Origin of the sequence: Hyphomicrobium sp. (genome assembly GCF_019753045.1) — a bacterium.
GTDB lineage: Bacteria > Pseudomonadota > Alphaproteobacteria > Rhizobiales > Hyphomicrobiaceae > Hyphomicrobium_B.
In genome coordinates this window covers 64,577-90,654 of record NZ_JAIELN010000011.1, presented here as the reverse complement: position 1 = coordinate 90,654, position 26,078 = coordinate 64,577, and the positions used below count along the sequence as shown (strand labels likewise).

The 26,078-nt window shown below is 61.2% G+C and carries 27 protein-coding genes, 2 tRNA genes and 1 other RNA gene; 22 read left to right on the top strand and 8 right to left on the bottom strand.

The window, feature by feature from the left end; genetic code table 11:
- Positions 1–23: 23 nt before the first annotated feature.
- Both K2Q04_RS13725 and K2Q04_RS13720 read right to left on the bottom strand, forming a co-directional pair.
- A complete protein-coding gene (locus K2Q04_RS13725; protein WP_291164779.1) occupies positions 24–1,988 on the bottom strand; it encodes an extracellular solute-binding protein in 1,965 nt (654 codons plus the stop codon).
- A gap of 136 nt (positions 1,989–2,124) precedes the next feature.
- Complete coding sequence (locus K2Q04_RS13720) at positions 2,125–2,688, bottom strand: cytochrome c family protein (RefSeq protein WP_291164777.1); 564 nt, start codon at positions 2,686–2,688, stop codon at positions 2,125–2,127.
- A gap of 161 nt (positions 2,689–2,849) precedes the next feature.
- On the opposite strand from K2Q04_RS13720, the gene K2Q04_RS13715 reads away from it, so the two are divergent.
- The 12 genes from K2Q04_RS13715 (at position 2,850) to truA (ending at position 13,092) form a co-directional block, all read left to right on the top strand.
- A complete protein-coding gene (locus K2Q04_RS13715; RefSeq protein WP_291164774.1) occupies positions 2,850–3,584 on the top strand; it encodes a 3-deoxy-manno-octulosonate cytidylyltransferase in 735 nt (244 codons plus the stop codon).
- Positions 3,585–3,611: 27 nt separating this feature from the next.
- A complete protein-coding gene (locus K2Q04_RS13710) occupies positions 3,612–4,523 on the top strand; it encodes a prephenate dehydratase (protein ID WP_291164771.1) in 912 nt (303 codons plus the stop codon).
- A gap of 98 nt (positions 4,524–4,621) precedes the next feature.
- An RNA gene (gene ffs, locus K2Q04_RS13705) (signal recognition particle sRNA small type) lies at positions 4,622–4,717 on the top strand.
- A gap of 118 nt (positions 4,718–4,835) precedes the next feature.
- Entirely contained in the window at positions 4,836–6,650 is a 1,815-nt protein-coding gene (locus K2Q04_RS13700) for a DNA polymerase III subunit gamma/tau (protein WP_291164768.1), read from the top strand.
- A gap of 48 nt (positions 6,651–6,698) precedes the next feature.
- On the top strand, positions 6,699–7,019 hold the full coding sequence (locus K2Q04_RS13695) for a YbaB/EbfC family nucleoid-associated protein (RefSeq protein WP_291164765.1): 321 nt from the start codon (positions 6,699–6,701) through the stop codon (positions 7,017–7,019).
- 55 nt (positions 7,020–7,074) lie between these two features.
- Positions 7,075–7,680, top strand: coding sequence for a recombination mediator RecR (recR, locus tag K2Q04_RS13690; protein WP_291164763.1), 606 nt, complete (start codon positions 7,075–7,077; stop codon positions 7,678–7,680).
- A 44-nt stretch (positions 7,681–7,724) separates the two neighbouring features.
- Positions 7,725–9,089 (top strand): MATE family efflux transporter, encoded by a 1,365-nt coding sequence (locus K2Q04_RS13685; RefSeq protein WP_291164760.1) that lies wholly within the window; start codon positions 7,725–7,727, stop codon positions 9,087–9,089.
- Between the two features lie 102 nt (positions 9,090–9,191).
- Positions 9,192–10,178, top strand: a complete 987-nt coding sequence (locus tag K2Q04_RS13680; protein ID WP_291164758.1) for an NAD-dependent epimerase/dehydratase family protein — start codon at positions 9,192–9,194, stop codon at positions 10,176–10,178.
- A gap of 31 nt (positions 10,179–10,209) precedes the next feature.
- Positions 10,210–10,725, top strand: a complete 516-nt coding sequence (def, locus tag K2Q04_RS13675; protein WP_291164756.1) for a peptide deformylase — start codon at positions 10,210–10,212, stop codon at positions 10,723–10,725.
- Between the two features lie 45 nt (positions 10,726–10,770).
- A complete protein-coding gene (gene fmt / locus K2Q04_RS13670) occupies positions 10,771–11,706 on the top strand; it encodes a methionyl-tRNA formyltransferase (protein WP_291164754.1) in 936 nt (311 codons plus the stop codon).
- 80 nt (positions 11,707–11,786) lie between these two features.
- Positions 11,787–12,209, top strand: coding sequence for a hypothetical protein (locus tag K2Q04_RS13665; RefSeq protein WP_291164751.1), 423 nt, complete (start codon positions 11,787–11,789; stop codon positions 12,207–12,209).
- Positions 12,210–12,291: 82 nt separating this feature from the next.
- The gene (gene truA, locus K2Q04_RS13660) at positions 12,292–13,092 is read left to right on the top strand and encodes a tRNA pseudouridine(38-40) synthase TruA (protein ID WP_291164748.1); all 801 of its coding nucleotides are present in this window, start codon (positions 12,292–12,294) and stop codon (positions 13,090–13,092) included.
- Here truA and folE read toward each other — a convergent pair.
- Together folE and mgtE are read right to left on the bottom strand one after the other, a co-directional pair.
- Positions 13,040–13,633: a GTP cyclohydrolase I FolE gene (folE, locus tag K2Q04_RS13655; RefSeq protein WP_291164746.1), complete on the bottom strand. Its 594-nt coding sequence runs from the start codon at positions 13,631–13,633 to the stop codon at positions 13,040–13,042. The genes truA and folE overlap by 53 nt on opposite strands.
- A gap of 246 nt (positions 13,634–13,879) precedes the next feature.
- Positions 13,880–15,250 carry a magnesium transporter gene (mgtE, locus tag K2Q04_RS13650; protein ID WP_291164743.1) on the bottom strand — a complete coding sequence of 457 codons (1,371 nt, stop codon included), beginning with the start codon at positions 15,248–15,250 and terminating at the stop codon, positions 13,880–13,882.
- Between the two features lie 367 nt (positions 15,251–15,617).
- Between mgtE and K2Q04_RS13645 the strand changes: the two genes are divergently transcribed.
- Both K2Q04_RS13645 and rnk read left to right on the top strand, forming a co-directional pair.
- A complete protein-coding gene (locus tag K2Q04_RS13645) occupies positions 15,618–16,394 on the top strand; it encodes a glycosyltransferase family 25 protein (RefSeq protein WP_291164740.1) in 777 nt (258 codons plus the stop codon).
- A gap of 258 nt (positions 16,395–16,652) precedes the next feature.
- Positions 16,653–17,066 (top strand): nucleoside diphosphate kinase regulator, encoded by a 414-nt coding sequence (gene rnk / locus K2Q04_RS13640; protein WP_291164737.1) that lies wholly within the window; start codon positions 16,653–16,655, stop codon positions 17,064–17,066.
- A 165-nt stretch (positions 17,067–17,231) separates the two neighbouring features.
- Here the strand turns inward: rnk and K2Q04_RS13635 are convergent.
- Positions 17,232–17,306: transfer RNA gene (locus K2Q04_RS13635), tRNA-Thr, on the bottom strand.
- Positions 17,307–17,497: 191 nt separating this feature from the next.
- On the opposite strand from K2Q04_RS13635, the gene K2Q04_RS13630 reads away from it, so the two are divergent.
- The 5 genes from K2Q04_RS13630 to K2Q04_RS13610 all read left to right on the top strand — a co-directional run bounded on the left by K2Q04_RS13630 (position 17,498) and on the right by K2Q04_RS13610 (position 21,514).
- The gene (locus K2Q04_RS13630) at positions 17,498–17,680 is read left to right on the top strand and encodes a hypothetical protein (protein ID WP_291164734.1); all 183 of its coding nucleotides are present in this window, start codon (positions 17,498–17,500) and stop codon (positions 17,678–17,680) included.
- A gap of 121 nt (positions 17,681–17,801) precedes the next feature.
- Positions 17,802–19,094, top strand: coding sequence for a UDP-N-acetylglucosamine 1-carboxyvinyltransferase (gene murA, locus K2Q04_RS13625; protein ID WP_291164732.1), 1,293 nt, complete (start codon positions 17,802–17,804; stop codon positions 19,092–19,094).
- 107 nt (positions 19,095–19,201) lie between these two features.
- Positions 19,202–19,675: a DUF2948 family protein gene (locus K2Q04_RS13620; RefSeq protein ID WP_291164729.1), complete on the top strand. Its 474-nt coding sequence runs from the start codon at positions 19,202–19,204 to the stop codon at positions 19,673–19,675.
- Between the two features lie 36 nt (positions 19,676–19,711).
- Complete coding sequence (gene hisD, locus K2Q04_RS13615) at positions 19,712–21,010, top strand: histidinol dehydrogenase (protein WP_291164726.1); 1,299 nt, start codon at positions 19,712–19,714, stop codon at positions 21,008–21,010.
- 6 nt (positions 21,011–21,016) lie between these two features.
- The gene (locus tag K2Q04_RS13610; protein WP_291164724.1) at positions 21,017–21,514 is read left to right on the top strand and encodes a UPF0262 family protein; all 498 of its coding nucleotides are present in this window, start codon (positions 21,017–21,019) and stop codon (positions 21,512–21,514) included.
- Here the strand turns inward: K2Q04_RS13610 and K2Q04_RS13605 are convergent.
- Together K2Q04_RS13605 and K2Q04_RS13600 are read right to left on the bottom strand one after the other, a co-directional pair.
- The gene (locus tag K2Q04_RS13605) at positions 21,480–22,802 is read right to left on the bottom strand and encodes an adenylate/guanylate cyclase domain-containing protein (RefSeq protein ID WP_291164721.1); all 1,323 of its coding nucleotides are present in this window, start codon (positions 22,800–22,802) and stop codon (positions 21,480–21,482) included. The two genes, K2Q04_RS13610 and K2Q04_RS13605, sit on opposite strands and share 35 nt — an antisense overlap.
- Positions 22,803–22,834: 32 nt before the next feature.
- Positions 22,835–23,542 carry a Crp/Fnr family transcriptional regulator gene (locus K2Q04_RS13600; protein WP_291164718.1) on the bottom strand — a complete coding sequence of 236 codons (708 nt, stop codon included), beginning with the start codon at positions 23,540–23,542 and terminating at the stop codon, positions 22,835–22,837.
- Positions 23,543–23,692: 150 nt separating this feature from the next.
- On the opposite strand from K2Q04_RS13600, the gene K2Q04_RS13595 reads away from it, so the two are divergent.
- The 3 genes from K2Q04_RS13595 to K2Q04_RS13585 all read left to right on the top strand — a co-directional run bounded on the left by K2Q04_RS13595 (position 23,693) and on the right by K2Q04_RS13585 (position 24,833).
- Positions 23,693–24,436 (top strand): Maf family nucleotide pyrophosphatase, encoded by a 744-nt coding sequence (locus tag K2Q04_RS13595; protein WP_291164714.1) that lies wholly within the window; start codon positions 23,693–23,695, stop codon positions 24,434–24,436.
- Between the two features lie 7 nt (positions 24,437–24,443).
- Positions 24,444–24,668, top strand: a complete 225-nt coding sequence (gene yacG, locus K2Q04_RS13590) for a DNA gyrase inhibitor YacG (protein WP_291164712.1) — start codon at positions 24,444–24,446, stop codon at positions 24,666–24,668.
- Between the two features lie 89 nt (positions 24,669–24,757).
- Positions 24,758–24,833: transfer RNA gene (locus tag K2Q04_RS13585), tRNA-Phe, on the top strand.
- A gap of 150 nt (positions 24,834–24,983) precedes the next feature.
- Here the strand turns inward: K2Q04_RS13585 and K2Q04_RS13580 are convergent.
- A complete protein-coding gene (locus tag K2Q04_RS13580) occupies positions 24,984–25,508 on the bottom strand; it encodes a tetratricopeptide repeat protein (RefSeq protein ID WP_291164710.1) in 525 nt (174 codons plus the stop codon).
- Positions 25,509–26,078: the final 570 nt, after the last annotated feature.

The following is a 26,078-nucleotide window of genomic DNA, read 5'->3' as shown; positions in this document are numbered from 1 at the left end:
TGATGGAGATCGGGGCACGCGGGTCATTTTCCCTTCGCGGCTTGAACGGCCTTTGCCTTGTCGGCGTCGTACCACCACACCTGCGTCAGACCCGCTGTCTGCGACGGCAATTTCGCCGGGCGTCCGAAGATGTCCCAGTAGGCGAGGCGTTCGTAGGGATAATGCCAGTGCGGCACGACGTAGTTATTCCACAGCAGCACGCGGTCGAGCGCGTGGGTTGCAGCAACGAGATCGTCGCGATCCTTGGCGAACACGATCTTGTCGACGATCTTATCGACTGCCGGGTTCTTGATGCCGGCCGTATTGCGGCTGCCCGGTTTGTCGGCCGATGCCGAGCCCCAGAAATCCCGCTGCTCGTTGCCGGGCGAATTCGACTGGGCGAACGAGTCGACGATGATATCGAAGTCGCGATTGTCTTCGCGCTGCTTGTACTGCGCATCGTCGACGTTACGCACGGTCGCCTTAATGCCGAGTGCGGAAAGGTCTTTCACATAAGGCAGGATGATCCGTTCGAACGTATCGCCGTTGATCAGGAACTCGACCGTCATCTGCTCGCCCTTATCGTTGCGAAGGGCACGCGCGGTCGAGGCCGATGAAAGGCCGATTTTCTGCTGGATCTTGCACCAGGTGCCGCACGACGGATCGTCGATTTGCTCGCTCCTGATTTTCCAGCCTGCTGCTTCCAGAAGCTTCAGCGCTTCCTGCTGATGCTTGCGATAATCGCCTTCCTGCGCGTTGACCGGGTTTTTCCACTCGGTCGTGAAAACTTCCGGCGGGATCCCGTCTTTCACTTCGTTCAAGATTTCGAGTTCGCGTCCTTGTGGCAGGCCAGTCGCCGCGAGATCGGAATTGGCGAAGTAGCTATCGACGCGCTGATAGAGATCGAAGAACAGCTTCTTGTTGGTTTCCTCGAAGTTGAAAAGCAGGTTGAACGCCTGGCGCACACGCGGATCTTGGAATTGCGGGCGGCGGAGATTGAAGACGAATGCCTGCATCGGCGCGACCCGCTTGACGGGGATCGCTTCCTTTTTCACGAGGCCCTTCTTTAGGGCGTCGAAATTGTACTGCGTCGCCCAGGCTGCGGCCTGGTTCTCGCCCCAGACGTCGAGCGATCCCGTCTTGAAGTCTTCGAAGGCGGGCGTGCGGTCGCGATAATACGTGTATTCCAGAATGTCGAAATTCTGCTGCCCGCGCATCACGGGCAGATCTTTCGCCCAATAGTCGGGGACGCGCTCGTAGCTGATCTTGCGGCTCGTATCGACCGACTTGATTTTGTAGGGGCCGTTGCCGAGCGGCGGCTCGACAGTGGTCTCGGCGAGACTGCGCTGCTTGCCGTTGGCGTCTTTGCCTTCCCAGTAATGCTTCGGCACGATGTTCAGCTCGCCGACGATCATCGGCAACTCGCGATTGCCTGCCTTGTCGAACGTGAACTTCACTTCGTGATCGCCGGTCTTTTCCGCCTTTTGGACGTTCTTGTAGTAGAACGCGTAGAACGGATTGACCTTCTTGAACTCCTCGAACGAGAAGATCACGTCTTCGGGCGTGATGGGTTGACCGTCCTGAAATTTCGCTTCGGGGCGGAGCTTGAAAGTCACCGAGGAAAAATCATCCGGATAGGACGCGCACTCGGCGATGAGCGCGTATTGCGTCGAGGGCTCGTCAAGGCTCGGCGTGAACAGGCTGTCGTACAGGAGTCCAAGTCCCGCAGCCTTGACGCCTTTGTCGGAGAAGGGGTTCAGCGTGTCGAAGGTGCCGTTCGCCCATTGGCGCACGGTCCCGCCTTTCGGCGCGTCGGGATTGACCCAATCGAAATTTTTGAAGTCCGGTCCGTATTTCGGCGCGCCGACGAGAGAGATGGCGTTGTGGCACTGGGATTCATCCGCCATTGCCGGGTTCGGGATCGGCCAGAAACTGAGGAACGCCAGCGCGGCAACAACGAACGGCGTCAGGCGCATCTGCATATTCGACTTCGTCCTTCCAATTCTCACTTGCCATTCCAGCTTAACGCGGCGCCGGTGACCGGGGATAAGGCCGCCCGGCCAGACGTGAGCCGGACATGAAACGACCCCGCCAAGTGCCCGGCAGGGTCGCAAAGTTTTCCGTTCTTAGCGAGTTAAAACGCCGTCATTTTGGCAGTGGAACGGGGGTATCTGCAAGCGTCGCCAGATAGGCGATTACGTCTGCTTCATCAGACGCGGAGGGGAGCCCGTTGAACACCATTTTGGTGCCCGGAATGAAGGTTTTGGGGCCATGGAGAAAATGCGCGAGTTCTTCGAACGACCAATCGCCGCCTTTTTTCTTCATTGCCTCTGAATAGGCAAAACCCGGATAGCTCGCCTTCGGGCGATTAACGACGTCCCACAGGTTCGGCCCGACGGTCGGCGCCTTGCCTTTTTCGGACACGTGGCAGGCCTGGCATTTCTTGAATATGGCTTTGCCGTTTTCGGGATTTGCCTTCGCCAGGAGTGCGACGACTTCTTCTCCACCGCCGCCAGCTGCGGGCGCGGTTGCCGCAGCGCCTTCCTTGGGTGCGGCGGCCTCGGAGGCGGGTGCGGCCGTCGGCAGCACGAATCCCGGCTTCTCCGGCGTATGCCCGACGGTCATGTCGATTGCCGTCTTCACTCCGAAAATCAAAAGCAGCGCCGACAGCACAGCGCCCGCAATCTTCGTGAACTCGAAACTGTCCATTTAACTTCGCTCCCTCTTCGGCTTCCCCGGGACGCGCAATTCAAGGTGACGAGATCGATTTGCGGTATATAAGCTCGTCCACCCCGCAAGCACGTCGACGTTTTTTGAATGTCGATAGCGATATCGTGGCAATTTGTCACCGAACAAAAGAACTCAGCCCAGTGGCCCAAGAATCTCTCACCCTCATACCGGCGCGGATGCAGGCGACGCGGCTTCCCGGAAAGCCGCTCGCCGACATTCATGGAAAGCCGATGATCGTCCACGTCTGGCAACGTGCGGTCGAAGCGAACGCGGGGCGCGTCATCGTCGCGACGGACAGCGCCGAGATTTTGCAGGCGGTGAAAGCGGCCGGTGGCGAGGCCGTCATGACGCGCGCCGATCACGCATCGGGCTCGGATCGCATTTACGAGGCCGTGACCAAGGTCGATCCGGCGCGCAAAGCCGAGATCATCGTCAATCTGCAGGGTGATCTGCCGACGCTCGATCCCCGGCTCGTGCAGGAATGCGTTGCGCCGCTCGCGTCGGGTGAAACGGATATCGCTACCCTTGCGGCGGTCATTTCCGATGACGAGGAGCGAGGCAATCCGAACGTCGTGAAGGTCGTTGGGACGCCGATTGGCGAGAACCGGCTCAGGGCGCTTTATTTTACGCGCGCTACCGCGCCTCACGGCGAGGGGCCGCTTTTTCATCACATCGGGATCTACGCTTATCGCCGCGACAGTCTCGAACGCTTCGTCGGGTTGCCTCCAGCGGTTCTTGAGAAACGGGAGAAACTTGAGCAATTACGGGCACTTGAGGCTCAAATGCGCATCGACGTCGCTATCGTTGACACCGTTCCTCTCGGTGTCGATACTCCGGCCGACCTTGAGCGCGCCCGCCGCCTCATCGCGCCCTAGCATCTTCTCCCGGACAATCGACAGGCTATGACAAATCAATCGGGCTCCGAGCTCGGCGCCGGCAAAATCTCGTACCAAGGCGAGCCGGGGGCGAATTCGCATCTGGCGGCGCGCGAGGCTTACCCAGATTTCGAAAGCATCGCCTATCCGACGTTCGAGGACGCATTGGCGGCGGTCAAAACAGGGGAAGCGCAGTATGCGATGATCCCGGTTGAAAATTCGGTCGCCGGGCGTGTTGCCGACATCCATCATCTGCTGCCCGATGCCGGTCTCTACATCGTCGGCGAGCACTTTCTGCGGGTGCGCCACCAGCTGATGGCGAAGCCCGAAGCCAGCATGTCGACGATCAAGCGGGTCATGAGCCACACGCAGGCGCTCGGCCAATGCCGGAACACGCTGCGCATGCTCGGGTTGAAACCAGTTCCGGAAGCTGACACCGCCGGTTCCGCGCGGCTCGTTGCGGAAAGCGACGACCTTTCCACAGGCGCCATCGCGTCGCGGCTTGCGGCCGAAATCTACGGGCTGAAGATCCTGAAGAGCGACGTCGAGGATCAGGAGCACAACACGACGCGGTTCGTCATTCTGGCAAAGGACCCGGACGATGCGGAGCCCGGGAATGGCCCCGTCATGACCACGTTTCTCTTCCGGGTCCGCAACGTCCCGGCGGCTCTCTACAAGGCGCTGGGCGGCTTCGCGACGAACGGCGTCAACATGACGAAGCTCGAGAGCTATCAGGAAGAAGGCACCTTCAACGCGACGATGTTTTTCGCCGATATCGAAGGCCACCCGGTCGACCGGCCCGTTCAGCTGGCTCTGGAAGAGCTTTCCTTCTTCTCGACGCAGACGAAAATTTTCGGCACCTATCCGGCAAGCCCATTCCGGAAGGAAGCCCGCGAGCTTGCCGCAAGCGGTCTCGTGCCGATCAAGCGCCCGAGTTGATGGCCGAGGACATCTGGCCGCCTCAGATTTTCGAGGATGAGTTAAATCCTTGATCTTCCGAAGGGTTGTACTTTTCCGCTGCTCGGCCCATTATAAGAGCGGGCTGGCGACGGACGAATTCGTCGCCAACCGGGTCAGGTCCGGAAGGAAGCAGCCCTAACGATCAGAAGTCGGGTCGTTCGCCAGCCTCTCTTTACTCGCTCACGAGCGCTAATCGGATCGCAAGGGCGATCCGGCGCTCTCCGCGGGGGCGCGGCTCACCGCGGGTCGCCTTGCTCCCTCGCCCTTCGGGCGAAAGTTGGCTCAGGGATCATGGCAAAGAAAAAATCAGATGCGTCGGACGGCGTGGAGGCTTCTGGCGGCTCAGAGCCCGCGAAGCCTTATGTCGTTTTGGCGCGTAAGTACCGTCCGGCGACGTTCGACGACCTGATCGGGCAGTCGGCGATGGTGACGACGCTCCGGAACGCCTTTGCGTCGGGGCGGATCGCGCAGGGCTATATGCTTACCGGCGTGCGCGGCGTCGGCAAGACGACGACGGCACGCATTCTGGCGCGTGCGCTCAATTACGAAGCGCCCGGCTACGACAAGCCGACGATCGACATGCCGGGTCTCGGCGTTCATTGCAAAGACATCATGGAGGGCCGTCATCCGGACGTGCTCGAAATGGACGCCGCGTCGAATACCGGCGTCGACAACATTCGCGAAATCATCGAGAGCTCGCAGTACACGCCGCTCGTTGCGCGCACCAAAGTCTTCCTCATCGACGAGGTTCACATGCTGTCGAAGGGCGCGTTCAACGCGCTCCTGAAGACGCTTGAAGAGCCGCCCGCGCATGTCCGCTTCATTTTCGCGACGACCGAAATCCGCAAAGTTCCGGTAACGGTGCTGTCACGCTGCCAGCGGTTCGATCTGCGCCGCGTCGAGCAGCCGGTGCTTGCCGAGCATTTTCAGAAAATTGTCGGCGCCGAGGGTGCGAGTGCCGATTCGGATGCCTTGCAACTGATCGCGCGTGCGGCCGAGGGCTCGGTTCGCGACGGACTTTCGATTCTTGATCAGGCCATCGCGATGGGCGAGGGGCATGTGACCGCCGCGAAGGTGCGGGACATGCTCGGTCTCGCCGACCGCGCACGCATTTTCGATCTTGCGGAATGTCTCTTCCGCGGCGATGTCGCCGGAGCGCTTCAAGGGCTGTCTTCGCTGCATCGTGACGGCGCCGAAGCAGCCGAGGTCGTGTCCGACCTTGCCGAAGCCGTGCATGCCATCGCGCGTGTCAAAGCCGTTGGCGAAGAGCCTGCGGGCGAAGGCCTGACGGCTGAAGAAAAAGCGCGGCTCAAAGATCTCGCGGGCCGGCTTTCGATGCCATACCTGTCGCGCGCGTGGCAGATGCTCGTCAAAGGCTTCGAAGAAACAGCACGGGCGCCCAATCCGCGCGTCGCGGCCGAGATGGTGCTCATTCGCCTTGCCTACACGTCGGATCTGCCGACGCCGGATGAATTGATCCGGGCGGTCGGTGGCGGGGCCGTGCCGGCGCGGCGTCCGGCTCTTCCCGCGGGCGACGGCGGGGGCACCGCAGATCAACGTGGTCCCCTCAATTCGCGTACCGGGGCGCCGGTTGCCGAAATTGCGGACGACGAATCTACGGACGATTTTGATTTCGACGACGGCGAACCGATCGGCGATGACGAAGACGATGGAGAAAGTCCGAGTGCTTTTCCCGTCGCCAATCCGCGTTCGTTCGACGAGGTCATTGCGCTTGCAAGCGCGAAGCGCGATGTGAAGCTCACAATCCATCTCGAAGATCATGTGAGCCTCGTGAAATTCGACGCGGCCGCGGGGTCAATCGATCTGTTTCTTTTCCCCGAGGCGCCTCCGGAGCTTCCCAACGAGCTTCGCGAGAAACTCAATGCCTGGACGAACCGGCGCTGGGTCGTTTTGCTTTCGAAAGAAGCCGGTGCTCCGGCCGTCGGCGCCGTGCGCCGGCAACGCGAAGCGGCCGAACTCGAATCGCTCAAAGCGCATCCGGCGGTGCGGGCTGTGCTCGAAGCTTTTCCCGATGCGAAGATCGCCGAGGTGCGGAGAATTGCTGCACGTGACACAGATACGGACAGTGAGAGCGAAGCGGTCTAAAGCTCGCCCAAGAATTTCAATATTTCGGCATGATGCCGCGAGGACGATATGAAAGACATTATGGGAATGATGAAGCAGGTGGGCCAGATGCAGGCTCGCCTCAAAGAGATGCAGGACGATCTCGCCAAGGCCGAGCATGAAGGCCAGTCGGGCGGCGGTCTGGTGCATTTGACCGTCGACGGCAAGGGCGAAGTAAAACGGGTGCGGATCGATCCAAGCCTGATGAAGCCGGACGAAGTCGAGATTCTCGAAGATCTGATCGTGGCCGCGGCGGTTGACGCGCGCAGCAAGGTCGATACGGCCATGCAGGACAAGATGGCCGAGATCACCGGCGGCCTTCCGTTGCCTCCAGGCCTGAAGCTTTTCTAGAAACTCGAAGACCTGCGAGGTCTCATCATCGCATAGGCTCCCGGCATCGCACTGAATGTCTCGCAAAACCGCAGGCCCTGAAATTGAGCGCCTCGTGCAGCTGCTGGCGCGGTTGCCGGGGCTCGGCCCGCGTTCGTCGCGCAAGGCGGTGCTGTCGCTGTTGAAGCGGCGGAACGAGCTGCTCGTTCCCTTATCGGAAGCGCTGCAGCAGGCCATCGCGAAGATCGCGGAATGCCCGGTGTGCGGAAATCTCGATACGGTTTCGCCGTGCAGCATCTGCGCCGATCCTCGCCGCGATTCGAGCTTGATCGTGGTCGTCGAGGAGGTTGGCGATCTGTGGGCGCTCGAACGTGCGGGCGTCGTTTCGGCGCAATATCACGTGCTCGGCGGGCATCTGTCGCCGCTCGACGGCGTCGGCCCGGATAAGCTCAACATCGCAAGCCTCGTGGGGCGGGCGCGATCACCGGCGGTCAAAGAAATTTTGCTCGCTCTCAACGCCACCGTCGAAGGCCAATCGACGGCGCATTTCATTTCGGATCAACTCGTGTCGGCGGACGTTACGGTATCGCGCCTTGCGCAAGGCGTTCCGATCGGTGGCGAACTCGATTATCTCGATGATGGCACGCTCGCCGCCGCGTTCAAGGCCCGTCGCAAACTATAAAAGGCAACGCCGCCACCGAGGCGCGACGAGGAGACCGCTCACCGATGGCAGACGTCGATATCGTTCGTCGGCGTAACGAAGGCCCGAGGTTCGTTACCGGGTCGCTCCTCCGTCACATCCTGTCGATGACGGTGGCAGGCGCTGTCGGGCTGATGGCGATTTTCATCGGCGATCTTGCAAACATCTATTTTCTGTCGCGGCTCGGCGACGAAGCCATCGTCGCGGCGGTCGGATATGCAAGTTCCATCCTCTTCTTTTCGACATCGATCGGCATTGGATTGTCGATTGCGGCGACGTCGCTGATCGCGCCGGCGCTGGGAGCGCGCAGACGCGCCCGTGCGCGCCGTCTATCCGCGAATGCGCATGTGCTGACATTTCTATTTTCGGCGGCCGCGAGCGTTGCGATCTGGTTCGCCATTCGGCCTCTGCTCGAACTTCTGGGAGCGACTGGTCGCACGCTGGAATTGGCGAGCTTCTATCTCGTCGTACTTGTGCCGACGCTGCCTCTTCTGTCGCTCGGGATGGCGTCGGCGGCTGTGCTGCGTTCGGTCGGGGATGCGCGGCGTGCGATGCATGTCACGTTGTCGGGCGCCGTCGTCAACACGATCCTCGACCTCATTTTCATCGTGCATTTCGGATGGGGCCTCGAGGGCGCGGTGCTGTCGTCGTTGCTGGCGCGTGTCGTGATCATGAGTGTCGGTTTTTACGGCGTCATTTCGGTTCACGATCTGATGGGGCGGCCGAAAATCGCAACGCTCAAGCAAGATGCTCCGCCCTTCTGCCGTATCGCGGGTCCTGCGGTGTTGACCAATATCGCGCCGGCGGTCGGGAACGGTTACATCACGCTCGCGATTTCGGCCTATGGAGATGCCGCTGTCGCGGCGTGGGCTATCATTGGACGCATTACGCCAGTCGCGTTTGGAGCGATTTACGCGCTCTCAGGCACCGTGGGTCCCATTCTCGGCCAGAACTTCGGCGCGCGCTCACCGTCACGCATGCGGGACGTCTTTACGCTGTCGCTGTTGACGATGGCGGCGTTCACGGGCCTCGCCTGGCTCATTCTGGCACTCGTTGCCCATCCGCTTGCCGGCCTCTTCAAGGCGGGTCCGGAAGCGCGCGATTTGATCGTCTTTTTCTGTCGCTGGCTGTCGCCGTTGTTCGTCTTTCTCGGCACGGTCTTCATAACCAACGCTGTGTTCAATACGCTCGGTCGCGCCCATTTCTCGACGCTGTTGAATTGGGGGCGGGCGACAGTCGGAACCGTGCCGTTCGTGCTGCTTGGCGGCAGGTTCTACGGCGCCGAAGGCGTGCTGGCCGGAAATATGATCGGCGGCGTTGCGTTCGGTTTGATTGCCATAATGGCAGGATACAGGCTCATCGACCGGGTTGGGGAAACGCTGAAGCTTTAAGCTTCGCCGTCGTTGCACTTTTTCGCGACGCAGTTTCTAGATCATCCGGGGACGTCCTATCGACCCGATCGGGCTCAAGGATTTGCATACGAGGGAACCGGCGTGGCCATTGCGCAGCGCATTCTCGTCACCGGCGCATCTGGCTTCATCGGCCAGCACGTGGTCCGGATGCTCGCCGACCGCGGCTACAGCGTCCGCGCGGCGTCGCGCCAGCCGATCGTCTTCGACAGTCCGCGGGTCGAGGGAGTGGCCGTCGGCGACATGTCGCGATCGTTCGCTGCGGATTTTCTGGTTCGGGGTGTCGATGCGGTGGTGCATGCCGCCGGTTTGTCTCATGCCCGCACGAATTTGCCCGATGCCGCCTATACGGCGATCAATGTTGATGCAACTCGCCAGATTGCCCGGGCGGCCCGCGCGGCGCGCGTGAAGCGCTTCGTGCTGATGTCCTCCATTCGCGCGCAAGTGGGCGCGACGCATCCGGGCGTCGTCACCGAGACGACGTTTCCGACGCCGACGGACGCCTATGGCCGGTCGAAGCTCGCGGCCGAGGGGATTCTTGCGAAGATGCTCGAGGGATCGCCGACGCATTGGACCGTGCTTCGTCCCGTGCTCGTCTACGGCGGCGGCGTCAGGGGCAATATGGCGACGCTGATGCGGCTCGCAGCTTTGCCGATGCCGCTCCCGTTCGCGGGGCTCAAGGCTCGCCGGTCGCTGCTCAGCATCGGCAATCTTCTCAGCGCCATTCAGTATGTGCTGCAAACGCAAACGGCCGAGAACGGGACGTTCATCGTGGCCGATCCGGCGCCGTTAACAATAGCGGAGATCATTCGGGCGTTACGCCGAGGCGCGGGGCGGCCCGAAATGCTCCTGCCGGTTCCGGAAGCGTCCCTCGCGGCGCTCCTCAGGATGGCCGGGAAGCCGCAATTCGCGGACCGGCTGATGGGCGATCTCGTGGTCGATGCCGTGCGTCTCAGGCGGATCGGATGGGCCCCGCCGGAGGAGACCCTGGGGGCGCTCGCAGCGTCGGCGCGGGCGGGCCCGAGCTCCGACCGGCCAAAACCTCCACGGTATAGAGCCGCACGCCATTGACCGGCGCTGCGGGCTTTCATATGTCAGCCCCATGGCTGTTCTTCCGATAATCACCATTCCTGATCCCGTGCTGCGCAAGATCTCCGATCCTGTCGAGCGCGTGGACGATGCCGTCGTCAAGCTGATGGACGATATGCTCGAGACTATGTACGACGCGCCGGGCGTTGGGCTTGCCGCCGTTCAGGTCGGCATCCTGAAGCGGGTCGTCGTCATCGACGCGGCGGAGGACAAAGAGCCCCCGAGGCCGATCGCCATGGCAAACCCGGAACTCATCGCCATCGGGTCGACGACCCGGGTACATGAAGAAGGCTGTCTTTCCATTCCGGATGTGCGTGTCGAGATCGAGCGGCCGTCGACGGTGACTGTGCGCTACATCGACCGTTACGGCAAAGAGCAGGAGCTCGAGGCGGACGGTTTGCTCGCGACGGCCATTCAGCACGAGATCGATCATCTCGACGGACAGCTGATCATAGATTTCCTTTCGCGGCTGAAGCGCGACATCATCATCCGCAAGTTCAAGAAGCAGGTTCGGACGAGCGGAGACTGAATTCCGGTGCGCGGGCAGTCGCACGCGCCAACATAAACGGGCGACATGCCGCTCAATATCGTCTTCATGGGGACACCCGATTTCTCGGTGCCGGTGCTCGACGCGATTGCGTCGGCGGGGCATCGCGTTGTTGCAGTCTATAGCCAGCCGCCGCGGCCAGCGGGGCGTGGCATGGCGGAAGTCAAATCGCCCGTTCAACGCCGTGCCGAAGCGCTGGGAATTGAAGTCCGGACGCCCGTGAACTTCAGAAGCGAGGTGGATCGCGAGGCCTTCGCAGCGCTCAACGCCGATGCGGCCGTGGTCGTCGCTTACGGCCTGCTGCTGCCGAAACCGGTTCTCGATGCGCCGCGGCTCGGCTGTTTCAACGTTCACGCATCGAAGCTGCCGCGATGGCGCGGAGCAGCGCCGATCCAACGCGCCATCATGGCGGGCGATACGGTGACGGCCGTCAACATCATGCGGATGGAGCAGGGGCTCGACACGGGGCCTGTCTGCCTCGGCCGAGACGTTCCTATTTCTGGCAGCCTGACCGCCGGAGAGCTGCACGATGAGCTGTCGAAGCTCGGCGCGGCGCTGATGGTCGAAGCGCTTGTGAAGATCGAGGCGGGTGAGATCCAATGCGTGCCGCAGCCGGCCGAGGGCGCGACTTATGCCGCCAAGATCGGCAAGAGCGAAACGCGCATCGATTTCTCAAGGCCCGCCGGCGACGTCATCAATCACATTCGCGGGCTCTCACCGTACCCCGGTGCCTGGTTCGAGGTCACAATCGGCGGCAAGGCCGAACGGATCAGGGTCCTGACGGCGACAGTGGCTGACGGGACCGCCGAGCCCGGCACGCTCATCGACGATCATCTGACGATCGCTTGCGGCAGCGGCGCCATTCGCGTCGAAAGACTGCAGCGGGCAGGAAAGCAACCGATGGCTGCGGCCGACTTTCTTCGCGGCACGCGACTCGCGGCGGGTGTACGTCTCGCCTGTTAATCATAGGCGTGAAAGGCTCTGAGACTTTCTCGGTGTGAGGTTAATCTCTTCGTGTGATTCCTCGGTCCGGAGAACCAGTCGTGCTTTCAAAGTTTGCGCTTCGTCTTGTAGCCTGTGGTTCGGCGATGTGTGCGCTGGTGGCGTCGGCGAGTGCCGATAGCTTCACGACCCGGATCGAGACGCGCCCTTACTATGGCGCCGTCGTAACGCTCGAACATGGCGTTCGCGTCTATCGCCCGCTGCCGCCGGATCGCTATGTCGTCATCAACCCCGACCGGGTTCCGTTGTCGCTAAGCATCAGCGAAACGAACATCTACGGGCAGCGCGCACCAGCGATCTATGATGGCGGCGGGAACGTCTACACGGGCGATGGGCTCTACCACGCACCTGCTTGGGGCAGGGCTTACCAGTGGCGGCCGGGTTTCTATCGTATCGGCGGACCGCGAGGTGGCTTGCATCCGGGTCATCACGGCAAGCCGCACGCGGTTCAGCCGGCGCATTAGCGGATCGACGTGATAAAGGGGCGTTGAGCCGGTGCCCGGCAAAGGCTAGGGATGGCCGAAGCATTTTTTCAACCTGAGCCCGATGCCGCGCTACCGCATTACCATCGAATACGACGGCACGCCTTTCGTCGGCTGGCAGAGACAGGCCGAGGGCCTATCGATCCAAGGCCTGCTCGAAGACGCAATTCGTAAATTCACCGGTGAGACCGTCGGCGTGCGTGGCGCTGGCCGCACCGACGCAGGCGTTCATGCGCTGGGGCAGGTCGCGCATTTCGATTTAACGAAAGACTGGGATTCCGGGCGTGTACGCGATGCGATGAATTTTCATCTGCGTCCGCATCCGATCGGCGTGGTCGCCTCAGACGCCGTCGATGCCGCGTTCGACGCGCGCTTCAGCGCGGTGAAGCGCCACTACAGATACCGGCTTCTGACACGCCGCGCGCCGCCGATCCTCGACAAAAACCGTGTCTGGTGGACGATGCGCGATCTCGATGCCGAGGCAATGGCAGATGCCGCCAAGGCCTTCGTCGGGCGACACGACTTCACGACATTCCGCGCGGCGCAATGCCAGGCGCCCTCGCCCGTGAAGACGCTCGATGTCTTCGATATCACGCGTTCAGGCGACGAAATCGTTTGTGAGATTTCGGCGCGCTCGTTTCTGCACCATCAGGTGCGGTCGATGGTCGGCAGCCTGAAGCTCGTCGGCGAAGGGAAGTGGTCGCGCGCGGATATCGTTTCGGCGCTCGCGGCGCGCAATCGCGAGGCGTGCGGGACGGTGTCGCCCGCATCAGGCCTCTATCTCGTCGGTGTTGATTATCCCGAGGACGCCGTTACGACGTCTTCGTATCCTCCGTCACAATCGCCAGAAATTCCTGACGAGTGATCGGGTTGTCGCGGAATGCGCCAAGCATTCGGCTCGTCACCATGTCGGTGCCGGGCTTCATCACACCGCGCGTCGTCATGCAGTGATGCTCGGCCTTGATTACGACGGCGACGCCCTGCGGCTGCAGCACGTCCTGGATCGTGTTGGCGATCTGCGCAGTCATCTTCTCCTGGATCTGGAGACGCTTGGCGTAGGCATCGACAACACGGGCGAGCTTGGAGATGCCGACGACGCGGCCATCCGGAATGTAGCCGACCCAGGCGCGGCCGATGATCGGCGCCATGTGATGCTCACAGTGGCTTTCGAAGCGAATGCCGCGCAGCACGATCATCTCGTCGTAGCCTTCGATTTCCTCGAAGGTTTTCTGAAGGATCGACTCCGGGTCCTCGTTGTAGCCGCGGAAATATTCCTCGAACGCCTTCGTAACGCGGGAAGGCGTTTCCTCAAGGCCATCGCGCGAAGGATCGTCACCCGTCCAGCGGATAATCGTCTTGACGGCTGCTTCAACCTCGGCGCGCGTCGGCTTGTTATCTGAATTCATTGGAAAACACTGGTTGTTATTGGAAGGGGGGATCGTAGCACGGCTTTGGACGTCGGCCCTTATAGACCCATCGGATTCGAGACGGCAAACGTCACCTTGACGCCGGTAGGATGGGGGTCGCCGTTAGATGGGAACAGAGACGCGGTTTGTCGATATGGGACGCCTCTTGCAGTTAATATTGAGCACGGAGGGGATACGGCGCGCCTTTCCGGCCGGATCACCCTCCCCCCGGTCAATTTTTGCCTGTCAAAGCAGCGTGCCCCGCAGGACAAGCAGCGCGACGCTGAAATAGATCATCAAACCGGTCACATCGACGAGCGTGGCGACGAACGGGGCCGACGCGCTTGCCGGGTCGAAACCGAGGCGTTTCAGTACGAACGGCAACATGGAGCCCGCCAGGGAGCCAAAGGTCACGATGCCGACGAGCCCCAATCCAACCGTCAATGCCACCAGTTTCCAGTGCTCGCCGTAATCGAAGATGCCGAGCTGCTGCCACAGCGCGATGCGGGCCATGCCTATCACGCCGAGGATTGCTCCAAGCGTTAGTCCGGTCGGGACTTCTCTGACGGCCACACGCCACCAGTCGCGCAGGCGCAACTGGCCGAGTGCGAGCGCGCGAATGAGCAGCGACGTGGCCTGGGAGCCAGAATTGCCCCCCGAGCTCATGATGAGCGGGATGAAGAGGGTGAGCACGACCGCCTTTTCCAGTTCGTCGGAATAGTGCTGCATGGCGCTGGCCGTCAGCATTTCTCCGAGGAAAAGGGCGCAAAGCCATCCGGCGCGTTTCCGGATCATCTCCACGAAGCTGATTTGCAGATACGGCTCCGCGATGCCTTCGACGCCGCCGAACTTTTGAACGTCTTCCGTACTTTCAGCGAGGATCGCATCGACGACGTCGTCGACGGTCACGATGCCGAGGACGCGATGGCGCGCGTTCAAGACCGGGACTGCGAGAAGGTCGTGGATCGAGATCAGGCGCGCCACTTCTTCGCGGTCCGTATCGGGTGAAACCCAGACGGGATCACGGTCGGGCGCTATTTCGAGGATCGACTGATCGGGTTGTCCCATGATCAGCTGACGCAACGTGACCGTCTGCACCAGTGCGCGCGATAGTGGGTCGAGGACATAGATCGCGTAGATCGTTTCCCGCGTGTGTTCCACCTCGCGGATAAGCTTCAAAGTTTCGGCGACAGTGTAGGTCGAAGGAACGCTGACGAACTCGGTCGTCATGATGCTGCCGGCGGTGCCTTCCGGGTAGGCGAGCAGCAGTTTCAGGGATTGGGCGGTTTCGAAGTCGAGCAGGGTCAGCAGCTTGGTGCGGTCGGGCCCATCAAGCTGGCGGAGGGTGTCGGCCGCGCGGTCCGCGGACATGCCCTTGAGCACTTGGCCTGCGAATTCGTCGGGGAGTTCGAGGATGAGATCGCCGGCGCGCGCAAGTTCGGGCCGGTCGAATATTTCGACAACGCGATCAAGGGGTAATTCGGCGAGTATCGAGCCTGCCGTCTCGAGGTCCAGCTCATTCAGCTGGGCGACAATATCGGCATCGTGCTCTTCGAGCAGCTCGACCAAGACAATCGGATCGACGTCTTCACCCGATGCAGTGCGGATGTTTTCCATGGCTCACCTTCCGATCCGCCGTTGCAACGGATCGTGGCGAGCCGACCCGGAGGTCAGGCCACGAGCCGCAACGGCCGAAGCATTCGACTACTGTCGCCAGACAAGGGTTGGGTTCCTTCGAAATCGCGGCGCCGAATTCATGGCGGCCACAAGCCCACATGATCCGATTGACAATAAGAGTCAAGGGCAGAGGAAGCTGCTTTTTTGGGCGGCCTGACTGGCGGCTTTCGGTCGTCGATATGCTCAGACCGCTTCGCAAAAGATGTTTGCAAAGCCCTGGGCCTCTTGGTACGGCAGATATAATCTGTATACATACTATCTGAGTTCGCGAGTCTCGAAGGGCTAGCCGGCGGCCGGGGGGCATCCAATGCTTACACTCGTCATCAGCCTGCCTCTTTCAACGCAGCGTGAGGAAAAGATTTCGGCCGGGCTGCACGCCGCCGGGATGTCGTTTTCCATGCTTCCGGGCGTCGTCGGGCGCGAGCTTTCCGAGACAGAGATCGAGGCTTTTGCTCCCTTCCGGTTCATGCCGCGCTTCCGACGTGAGATCGGGCCGGCAGAGGTCGGATGCACGCTATCTCACAAGCTCGCACTCGAAACATTCCTCGCCCGCAGTGACGCGACGGCGCTGATCCTGGAGGACGACGCTGTGGTCCCGCCGAACCTCGGTGATGCGATTGCACATCTCGTCGATCGCCTGCCTCGGAATTGGGGTATCCTCAAAGTCGGCGGCATTGGGGGCGTCAGGGGGCGACTGCTGCAGGAAACCGCTGTTGGGAAGATCGTCGAGACGCATGCGACGACGGTTTGCGCGCATGCCTATGTCGTTTCGCGGCAGGGCGCGTCGCAGCTTCTGCGCCGGATTCTGCCGATCCGGTTTCCATATGACATCTATCTGCGAGACACGCACGTGCATGGCGCGAGGACGTTCGAGGTCGTCCCGACGCTCGTTGTGCAAGAGGATCTTGCCGGGTCACGGATCCAATGTGACCGGATGGAGAGGCCTCCCTCATCCGATCTGGGCAGCCTCATCGCCTACCGCGCCTGGAAACTCGGCCACGAAATCAGGCGGCGCGCCCATATCGTCAAGACGATCGGCTTCACCGCGGCGGTGGCGCCGAGCCGGATAACCCGACATTCTTAGCGAGCCAAGCGGGCGCTCCAACTCTTCGTTTAGTCCCGGGTCGGCCACCATATTTGACTTGGACGACTCCGCATGCCAAGGCATGCCTCCATGCAGTCATGTGCTTATTATTTTCGCTTCCGCCACCAAGGGGGACAGCTTCTCGAGGGCATCTAGCCCCGGGCTCCGGTGCATTTCGGCACGGGCTCGGGATGACTCGAAGGACTGACGTACGCCGTCTTTCAGACGAGCGACTTTTCCCACTCGAAAGCCAGCACCATGACCCGAAGCACCAGAACGGGGCGACCTCCCGTTCATCTCATCGATACCGAGGCGGACAATCTAACCAATCTAGCGTTGGGTGTGGCCGACACCATGCCCCAGGTCAGCGAACTGCTGATGAGCGAGATTGCGCGCGCTACCGTGCATAGAGCGGCGCGCATGCCTTCCGACGTCGTCACAATGCATTCGACCGTCGAATTCACCGACGAGGGGAGCGGCGCTGAACGCACAGTGCAGCTCGTTTACCCTGCGGAGGCAGATATATCGAACGGGCGAATTTCGATTCTCACGCCCGTCGGCGCAGGGCTGATTGGCTTGCGCGAAGGTCATTCGATCCGCTGGCCCGATCGCGAAGGGCGTGAACGGCAACTCACGATTCAAAAAGTCACGCAGCCCGCGCGGGGCGATTAAATTCATCAAACATCCAGCCGCCGCGCGTGGAGGCAATGCCCGCCATGGGGGGCGTTTGATTGCTCGCCGCCCTGGCTCGTTCCAATCGGAACATCCGGCGCACTTCTGGGTGCGACGGAGTCGCGGCGCGGAATCCAGATTTTCCAGAATTTTGAGCTTTTACGATGGTGCTGCCGGAGGGGATTGAACTCTCGACCTCTCCCTTACCAAGGGAGTGCTCTACCACTGAGCTACGGCAGCTGAAGACGTTTTGTGACCTCGAAGAATCGGACATGCCAGGGGCGTCGCGTTGGTACGCTCCTGCTTCGGGCGGGCGGACACTGCCACAAGGCTTGACGGCGAGCAAGACGGAAAGCCAAGCTGTTAGTGGACGACGCCGGCACGCTAAAATTGAAGGCCGGCATCGAGTTGTGGAGCGCGCGAGACCGGGCATGACGGGAAATTTCCAGCCAAAGCCGCCAGGAAATGCGGATAAGCCGAAAAGTTCCGGCAAGCTCACGCGCCAGGATCGGCTGGCGGAAGAGCTGCGCGCGAATTTGAAGCGGCGCAAGGCCGCGGCCCGCCGTCAGAGGGGGGAGGGCGGCGATCCGCCTCCGGACGAGGGCGGCGGCTAGGGCCTCATCTGTCGTAAAAGCCGCTTGCCGATGCGGTCTCTCAACCTTTAATCACGCTTGGCTTGTTTGCGCGGGTTCGAGATTCGCGCCCGTTTTTATCAATCGGAGACAATTGGCATACATGGATCGGATCAAAATCGTCGGCGGGAAGCCGCTACGCGGTAGCATTCCGATTTCAGGCGCCAAGAACGCGGCATTGCCGCTGTTGATTGCGAGCCTTCTGACCGAAGACCGCCTGACGCTCAAAAACGTCCCCAATCTCGCGGACGTCAACCTGCTGGTTCGCATCCTTCGGAATCATGGGGTCGATCTCGCGGTCGACGGCAAGCGGCCCGGTCCGACCACGCATCTCGGCGACACCATTCATCTCACGGCGCGCGATATCGTCGACACGACGGCTCCCTATGAGATGGTTTCGCGCATGCGGGCGAGCTTCTGGGTGCTTGGACCGCTCGTCGCGCGCATGCGCGAAGCGCGCGTTTCGCTGCCGGGCGGTTGCGCGATCGGAACAAGGCCGGTCGATCTGCACCTGATGGGGCTTAAGGCGCTGGGTGCGGAAATCGACATCGACGCGGGATACGTCATTGCGCGGGCGCCGAAGGGGCTTCACGGGGCGCGTATCGTGTTTCCGAAGGTGTCGGTCGGCGCCACGCATAACGTTCTCTTGGCGGCCGCGCTGGCCAAGGGCGAGACCGTTATCGAAAACGCGGCGCGCGAGCCTGAAATCGGGGACGTCGCCCTCTGCCTCAGCAAGATGGGCGCGAAGGTCGAAGGGATCGGCACGTCGGTGCTTCGGATCCAGGGGCGTGATCGTCTCGAAGGCGCAGTTCACACAGTGTTGCCGGATCGTATCGAGACCGGCACATTCGCGATGGCGGTTGCTGCGACGGGCGGGGACGTGACGCTCGAGGGTGCGCGTCTCGGCGATCTCAAGACTGCGCTCGAAATTCTCGCGAACACGGGGACGTCTATCCAGGAGACCGCAACGGGCGTTCGCGTTTCTCGAAACGGCGGGGGCATTGCTCCGGTATCGGTCGAGACGGAGCCGTTTCCAGGGTTCCCGACGGACCTGCAGGCGCAGCTCATGGCGCTTCTCACGCGGGCGTCGGGTACGAGCGTCATTCGCGAAACGATCTTCGAGAACCGCTTCATGCACGTGCAGGAACTGGCCCGCCTTGGTGCAGACATTCAGCTGCACGGCGATACGGCGACGATCACGGGCGTCAAAACGCTCAAAGGCGCGCCGGTCATGGCGACGGACCTCCGTGCTTCCGTTTCGCTCGTTATCGCCGGGCTTGCCGGAGAGGGCGAAACGGTGATCAACCGTGTTTACCATCTCGACAGAGGCTTCGAGCAACTCGAGCGGAAGCTCAGTGCTTGCGGCGCAGACATCGAGCGCCTCACCAGCAGCTGATCCGCTTGCTCTTGCGTTGCAGCTTTCGGCACGGCTTTGTAACACTCTGCGACCATAGCCACTGATCCAAGCCTTTTGGGGCCGCATAGCGGAGACCTTCGATACCGATGCCGGACCTCAAGCTCATCGCCTTCGATACGGACGATCTCGGCGTCATCTCCGCTCAATTGCAGGACGCCGTTCTGCGTGTCGGCGATATGAAATATTTGCCGAAGCAGAAGCGCTTCGTTGGCATAGCCAACAGGTTCGATTGGCAGAAGTTTGCGGAGGATGCGCAAGCGTCGAAAACCAAGATCGCTTCCGAGTACGAGCGACGCCGGTGCGCCGTTCGGTTCGAGCGTGTCAACGCCGTGAAAGTGCACGGATTTGACCTTCACGACAAAAGGGCGGCGCTGGCGTTGCTCGCCATGACTTACGAGCCGACAGCCGGCTCAGAATCGCCCGAAGGCGATGTCACGTTGACATTTTCCGGCGGTGCGGCCATTCGGCTGGGCGTCGAGTGTATCGAGATCGAATTGAAGGACCTCGGGGCAGCCTGGGCTACTAAGCGCCCGCCGGAGCATCCCGAGGACGCAAGCTGATTTCGTTCGACCGCTTGCCTTAAGGAACGATGCCCGATGCCTGTGCGGCTGAATAGCAACGACAAGAATTTCGAGACTCACTTTGTGGAGCTTCTCGGGTTGAAGCGCGAAGTCTCGACCGACGTCGACAACGCGGTTCGCGCAATCATCGATGATGTCCGGGCGCGCGGCGACGCGGCGCTCGTTGATCTCTCGCTCAAATTCGACAGGCTCGATCTTCGCAAAACCGGTATAGCGGTGACTGCCGCCGAGGTCGAAGCCGCCTATGCCGCGTGCTCGAAAGAAACGCTCGATGCGTTGATTTTCGCGCGCGATCGCATTGCCGATCATCACAAGCGCCAGCTGCCGTCGGACGATCGCTACACAGACGCGGCCGGCGTCGAACTCGGTCACCGCTGGACAGCGGTCGAGTCCGTTGGGCTTTACGTTCCGGGTGGTCTTGCATCCTATCCGAGTTCCGTTCTGATGAATGCCGTGCCGGCGCAGGTCGCAGGTGTTCCGCGCATCGTCATGGTCGTGCCGTCGCCGAGCGGTGAACTCAACCCGCTTGTTCTGGCGGCCGCGAAAATTGCGGGCGTATCGGAGATCTATCGCATCGGCGGCGCGCAAGCCGTTGCGGCGCTGGCCTACGGCACGGAGACGATACGGCCGGTCGTCAAGATCGTCGGACCGGGCAATGCGTGGGTCGCGGCGGCGAAGCGGCAGGTGTTCGGCACGGTCGGCATCGATTCGATCGCGGGCCCGTCCGAAGTTTTGGTGATTGCGGACAAGAACAACGATCCGGAGTGGATCGCTTCAGATCTTCTCGCGCAAGCCGAGCACGACACGGCTGCTCAGTCGATTTTGATGACGGACGACGAGGCATTCGCCGAAGCTGTCGAGCAGGCTGTTCGCCGCCAACTCGGGACGCTGCCGCGCGGAAATATCGCGGGTGAGAGCTGGAACACGTTTGGCGCCACAATCATTTTAGGATCGCTCGGAGAGGCTGTTCCTTTGGCCGACCGTATCGCGGCCGAGCATTTGGAAATCGCGACGGCGGATGCGGAAGATCTCGCGATGCGCATTCGAAACGCCGGGGCAATTTTCATTGGCAGCGTGACGCCCGAGGTCATCGGCGATTATGTTTCCGGTTCCAACCACGTTCTTCCGACGGCGCGCAGTGCGCGTTTTTCATCGGGCCTTGGAGTTCTGGATTTCATGAAGCGAACATCGATCCTGAAACTCGATCGTGCCGCTCTCGAGAAAATCGGACCTGCGGCCATGACGCTCGCTCGCGCCGAAGGATTGGAAGGCCACCGCCGCTCTGTCGAAATCAGGCTCGAAAAGGCAGGCTGATTTTCGATGGATCAAACGGTCGCCGCTCAAGAGAAAAGCCGGGATCGCCTCGTCGAAATTACGCTCGATGCGAAATCGCTCGGGCGGGCCAACTCGAATATCGAGCACGAACGGGAAGTCGCGATCTTCGACATTCTTGACGGTAACGCATTCCGCATCGAGGGCATCGATGCGGGCCCGTACAAGCTTCATCTCTCGCTTACGGACGACCGGCTTTCGATGGCGATCAGTCCTTCGAGCGAAGCGGAGACCGTGGAGCAAACGGTTGCGCTGACGCCGCTGAAGCGCATCGTCAAAGATTACTTCATGATCTGCGAGTCCTACTACGAGGCAGTCAGAACCGCGCCTCCTGCTCGCATCCAGGCTATCGATGTCAGCCGGCGGGGGCTTCACGACGAGGGCAGCGCGTTGCTCAAGGAAAAGCTGCTGCCGCGGATCATCGTGGATGACGATACCGCGCGCCGGCTCTTTACGCTCGTGTGCTCGTTGCACTGGAAGGGCTGACGTCCGCGCTCTTGCGGCTGAGCAAAAACCAGGACTCCTGCGGTCCCACACCCTTTATTTCGATTAGGCCGCGCGGTTCGATCGAGAACGCATCGCGGAGCGCCGCGCAACACGACGGGCAAATGGCGATACGGCCCGGTACGCTCGATTGTTCGAGACGGCTCGCGAGATTGACCGGATCACCCCAGACATCATAGCTGAATTTATTCTTGCCGATGATGCCCGCCATCATCGGGCCGCTCGCCATGCCGACGCGGACATTGAGCGGAACGTTCTCTGCGGCGCTGACCTCCTGCACGACAGCGACCAGATCGAGCGCCATCGCAGCCAATGCGTGCGCATGGTCTTGACGGGCGATCGGCACACCGGACGCGACCATGTAGGCGTCGCCGATCGTTTTGATTTTCTCGACGCCGTGGCGCCCGGCGAGCTCGTCGAATGCGCTTACGAGCTTGTTCAATAGCGCGACCGTTTTTTCCGGCCCAAGTCCGCGGGCCATGCTGACGAAGCCGGTGATGTCTGCAAACAGAACGGAGGCTTCGGAGAATCCATCGGCAATGGTCTCGCCCGGCGACGCTTTGAGGCGCTCGACGACGCTGTCGGGCAGGACGTTGCGAAGCACGGATTCCGTTTCGGCTTTCGCGCGCTCGAACAGGCTGAAGGCGTAGTACACGCAGGCCGCGATGAGGCCGAATGTGGTCACGGCGCCCTGGACGTAGAGGGAGCTTATGATCTTTTCATCCGCCTGGAGTTGGGCGGCTTCCATCGGAAATTGAAACCACGCGATCAAATGCAGGAGGAGCGCGGCGACGACGATCGCGATGATGAGCCAGAAACGCCTGGCTTCGAAAATGACGAAGGGCGCGGCCGCCGCCACGACGTATTGCAACGGCGCGCCGCCGAGGCGTCCGAAGAAGGCCGTGAAGCCGATGAGCGCGACGAATTCCGCGACCACCAGGAGAAGTCCTCCCGCAAGCTCGTTGATCCGGTGCATCAGGGGAACGAGCGAGACGATGAATGCGAGGGCGAGGTTGGTATAGACGACGGGCATCATCTCCTTGTTGCCCGATGCCCAAAGCTGCATGGCGTAGATGAAGGTCGTCACCACGACGAGGGACGAGAAGACGTTGACGATCTTCAGACGACGCTGAATGTCCGGCGGGTAGCCGTGTATGCCGAGGCTCGCAATGCGGCGGACGAAGGAACGGATCAGGCGAAACGCGCCGAGCACCGGCGCGAGCAGAATCGCCTGCCGTGCTCGCCGTTGATGCCGATCCATGATCGTCATACGCGTGGCCCCGCGAATAAGTGCAAGGGCGGCTATTCCTTTTCGTCGAGCCGGCCAATGCCGCTCAACGCCGCGATATCACACACGACCTGTTGACCCCGGCGCTCTATCGCGCCCTCGGATTCGAGTAAGCCCAAAGCTGCGTTGACCTTTGGGCGGCTCGCGCCGACGAGAAGAGCAAGCTCGCTTTGCGAAATCGGAAGGGGAAGGGAGATCTTCTCGGCTTTGCTCGTAGGATCTTTCTGGCGCACGGCGGCGAGGAAGAAGCGTGCAAGCCGCGCTTCGATCGGATGCAAGGCGATGGCTTCGAGCTGTTCATCGGCGTCGCGCAGCCGGCCGGCAAGAAAGCGAACGGCTGCTTCACCGACGGCTGGGCGCGTTCCGAGCAAACGGAGAAATGCAGCTTTCGAGAGCATCAGCGTCTCGACTTTGTTTACGGCCGTCGCGTCTGCCGATCGTGGCCTTCCGTCGAAGACCGCCAGTTCTCCGAAAATCGAAGGGGATTCGACGTGGGCGAACGAAAGCTCACGTCCGTCAGCGGTCAGGACCGACAGCCTGACCCGGCCCTTTGTTACGATGTGGAGCTCAGAGCCCGCCTGGCCGCGCGAGAAAATGATCTGGCCCGGCTCGAAGGCAGCGTCCCGCAATTCCAGGGCGACGGCCTTACGGCTCGGTTCGTCGAGGGCGCCGAAAAGTGGCGTTCGAGCAAGGAGGTCCGCAGGGTCTGGTTTCAGAGCCATTGCCGCCATCAATTTTGTTAAAGAATGCGCTATTCATGCCCTGTTTTGTTTTCAACCGCAACGCAGGCGGACTTGCTAAGGGTGGAATGCCTGCGCCATTGTCGGAAAAAGGCCGCGCCGCCTCACCTTAATTATCCCGTGGTCAAAATCATGAGTCTTATGAGCAGCTTCCTTCCCTCCTTTGCACGCTCCGAAGCCCCCGGCCGCGAGACATTGCGCCGTTCGCTGGTGCGCGAGATGGCGTCGTCCAAAACGGAGATCGAGCGTCCGCAGCTTGTTCTGGCAAGCGCCAGCCCCCGGCGCGTGACGCTTCTGGCACAGGTTGGCGTGACGCCAGACGCCTTGCGGCCTGCCTCCATTGACGAGACGCCGAAGCGGGGCGAGATGCCGCGAGCGCTCGTTTCGCGGCTTGCGCGGGCAAAGGCGGAGGTTGCGCGCGATCAAATCGCGAATGACCGGGATCTGGCGGGGGCCTACATCCTCGCGGCCGATACGGTCGTCGCGATGGGGCGTAAGGTCTTGATGAAGCCGACGCACATCGAGGAGGCGATGGCGTCTCTACAACTTCTGTCGGGGCGCACCCACAAGGTCCAGACCTGCATTTGTCTGATCACGCCCGATGATCGGGTCCGCACGAAGATCGTCGATACGCGGGTGCGGTTTCGCTATATCAACCGGTCGGAGCTTGAATCCTATATCGCCTCGCGCGAATGGCGCGGCAAAGCTGGAGGCTACGCCATTCAGGGGCTTGCCGGCTGTTTCGTGCAGCGGCTCATCGGTTCCTACACGAATGTGGTCGGGCTGCCCCTGACCGAGGTCGTCAGCCTCCTCAACTCGGAAAAATTTCCGATCCAGTACAATTGGCTGAAATACGCAGAAGTCGATCGCGATTGAGCGCGCCATGTCAGCGTCCCGCTCCGCCAGCAAGCCGTTGCGTTGTCCTATTTGCGGGAAGGAGGCGGTCGAAGCCTATCGCCCGTTCTGCTCGAAGCGCTGCGCCGACATCGACCTCGCGAAGTGGTTCAGCGGCAGTTATGCGATCGGCGGCAGGGAAGAAGACGAGGGCGACGACCCGGCCGCGAAAGATCCGTCCCAGCGACCAAATGGCGAGGACGAAGAAGACTGAAAACATGTCGTATTGAGGCGCTTGCATCCTGCGGATCACGCCCCTATAAGACGCCTCTACTTCGCACGGGCTCAACGCCGCGGAGGCAGGCCCAGGTAGCTCAGTTGGTAGAGCATGCGACTGAAAATCGCAGTGTCGCTGGTTCAATTCCGGCCCTGGGCACCATAGCCCCTCGAGATCACCCTCAAAGATCGGCCCCGCGAGATCAGCCACACGTGATCTCGATGTGAGATCGCTGAAATTTCACCGGCCTGAGAAATCACGATCGAACGATCACGCGGAGCTAGCGCGTGACCGGATATCTGTCAGGCGCAGTCATTTCTGCGCGTCAGGGGGCGTTACGCCCAACCGCTTCAGGCCCTCGGATGCTGCGAAGAGCGTCGGCTCGAGCGCCAACGCGGCGCGAAAATCGGCAATGCTGGCTTCGCGTTCGCCAAGCATTTCATTGGCCAACGCCCGGTTGAGGAGGGCGGGAGACATGTCGGGCGCGATTTCAAGCGCCCGGGTGAAGTCGGCTTTCGCCTGCTTCGGCTTCCGCAAGTCGAGGTAAACGTTGCCGCGATTGTAGTATGCGAAATTATTTTTCGAGTCGGCATGTATGGCCGCGGTGAAGTCTGCCAGCGCCTTCGCCATTTCCTTACGTTCCGCGCGGGCGATGGCCCGATTCATATAGGCCATCGAAAGAGCGTCGCTAAGCATCGTGCGCTGGATAACTTCGGTGCATCCCCGAATTTTCTGGGTCAGATTGGTCGCGTCGTTGCAGTCTTCCGTGGAGTCCGCGCGAGCGTCTACCGATGTAATAATGAGAATGGCCGTTGCCAGCTTGAGTACGCGGTTCACCAGGGATGCCTTGTCGCTTGGGGGTCAGCTAACGAATAGCGACCGAACTTGCGCCGTCGTCAATACTACTTCGCAAGGGGGCCGACGGTTTCACGCCAGCTCCGAGGTCAAGCCAGTGTCTTCGCAGTGGAATTAAATTTTCATGACCCAAATCAAATAACGGCGCGTCTTCGTTCGCCTGCCGATGGCGTTTGCAACATGTCGGCGTTTGCAACATTAGGTCCAGCAAACGGCCGTTGTGCAATCTCGCGTATGTCCGGCAGCGGCAGCCACATGGAAAGCGCAATCACAACCCAAGTCTCGCGCATGCAAATTTGAGATTCTCTCAAAGGAATGAATCGATGGGCATACTTGGATGGATGAGTAAGCGCGCACCGCAGGTGCCTGAAGACGTCTCTGAGCCGCCGCCGTCAAATAACGAGCCGCGGCCATCAAACAAGCGGCCGAAAGTCGACAAAGACGCTGCCGCCGAGCGGGCCCGGAAAAACAGCCCGTGGCGCTTCGATGACGGGCCGTCCCGGCGCCCTGTCGGCGACACGAAAAAATAGCGCTGGGATTTCTAGCCGCTAG

Coding starts and splice junctions, on each gene's coding strand:
- K2Q04_RS13685 (WP_291164760.1), top strand. CDS start 7,725: ATGGCAGACGTCGATATCGTTCGTCGGCGTAACGAAGGCCCGAGGTTC.
- K2Q04_RS13595 (WP_291164714.1), top strand. CDS start 23,693: ATGAGTCTTATGAGCAGCTTCCTTCCCTCCTTTGCACGCTCCGAAGCC.
- mgtE (WP_291164743.1), bottom strand. CDS start 15,250: ATGGAAAACATCCGCACTGCATCGGGTGAAGACGTCGATCCGATTGTC.
- def (WP_291164756.1), top strand. CDS start 10,210: ATGGCTGTTCTTCCGATAATCACCATTCCTGATCCCGTGCTGCGCAAG.
- yacG (WP_291164712.1), top strand. CDS start 24,444: ATGTCAGCGTCCCGCTCCGCCAGCAAGCCGTTGCGTTGTCCTATTTGC.
- recR (WP_291164763.1), top strand. CDS start 7,075: ATGTCTCGCAAAACCGCAGGCCCTGAAATTGAGCGCCTCGTGCAGCTG.
- truA (WP_291164748.1), top strand. CDS start 12,292: ATGCCGCGCTACCGCATTACCATCGAATACGACGGCACGCCTTTCGTC.
- K2Q04_RS13600 (WP_291164718.1), bottom strand. CDS start 23,542: ATGGCTCTGAAACCAGACCCTGCGGACCTCCTTGCTCGAACGCCACTT.
- K2Q04_RS13720 (WP_291164777.1), bottom strand. CDS start 2,688: ATGGACAGTTTCGAGTTCACGAAGATTGCGGGCGCTGTGCTGTCGGCG.
- hisD (WP_291164726.1), top strand. CDS start 19,712: ATGCCTGTGCGGCTGAATAGCAACGACAAGAATTTCGAGACTCACTTT.
- K2Q04_RS13630 (WP_291164734.1), top strand. CDS start 17,498: ATGACGGGAAATTTCCAGCCAAAGCCGCCAGGAAATGCGGATAAGCCG.
- K2Q04_RS13605 (WP_291164721.1), bottom strand. CDS start 22,802: ATGACGATCATGGATCGGCATCAACGGCGAGCACGGCAGGCGATTCTG.
- fmt (WP_291164754.1), top strand. CDS start 10,771: ATGCCGCTCAATATCGTCTTCATGGGGACACCCGATTTCTCGGTGCCG.
- K2Q04_RS13645 (WP_291164740.1), top strand. CDS start 15,618: ATGCTTACACTCGTCATCAGCCTGCCTCTTTCAACGCAGCGTGAGGAA.
- folE (WP_291164746.1), bottom strand. CDS start 13,633: ATGAATTCAGATAACAAGCCGACGCGCGCCGAGGTTGAAGCAGCCGTC.
- K2Q04_RS13700 (WP_291164768.1), top strand. CDS start 4,836: ATGGCAAAGAAAAAATCAGATGCGTCGGACGGCGTGGAGGCTTCTGGC.
- K2Q04_RS13620 (WP_291164729.1), top strand. CDS start 19,202: ATGCCGGACCTCAAGCTCATCGCCTTCGATACGGACGATCTCGGCGTC.
- murA (WP_291164732.1), top strand. CDS start 17,802: ATGGATCGGATCAAAATCGTCGGCGGGAAGCCGCTACGCGGTAGCATT.
- K2Q04_RS13710 (WP_291164771.1), top strand. CDS start 3,612: ATGACAAATCAATCGGGCTCCGAGCTCGGCGCCGGCAAAATCTCGTAC.
- rnk (WP_291164737.1), top strand. CDS start 16,653: ATGACCCGAAGCACCAGAACGGGGCGACCTCCCGTTCATCTCATCGAT.
- K2Q04_RS13695 (WP_291164765.1), top strand. CDS start 6,699: ATGAAAGACATTATGGGAATGATGAAGCAGGTGGGCCAGATGCAGGCT.
- K2Q04_RS13610 (WP_291164724.1), top strand. CDS start 21,017: ATGGATCAAACGGTCGCCGCTCAAGAGAAAAGCCGGGATCGCCTCGTC.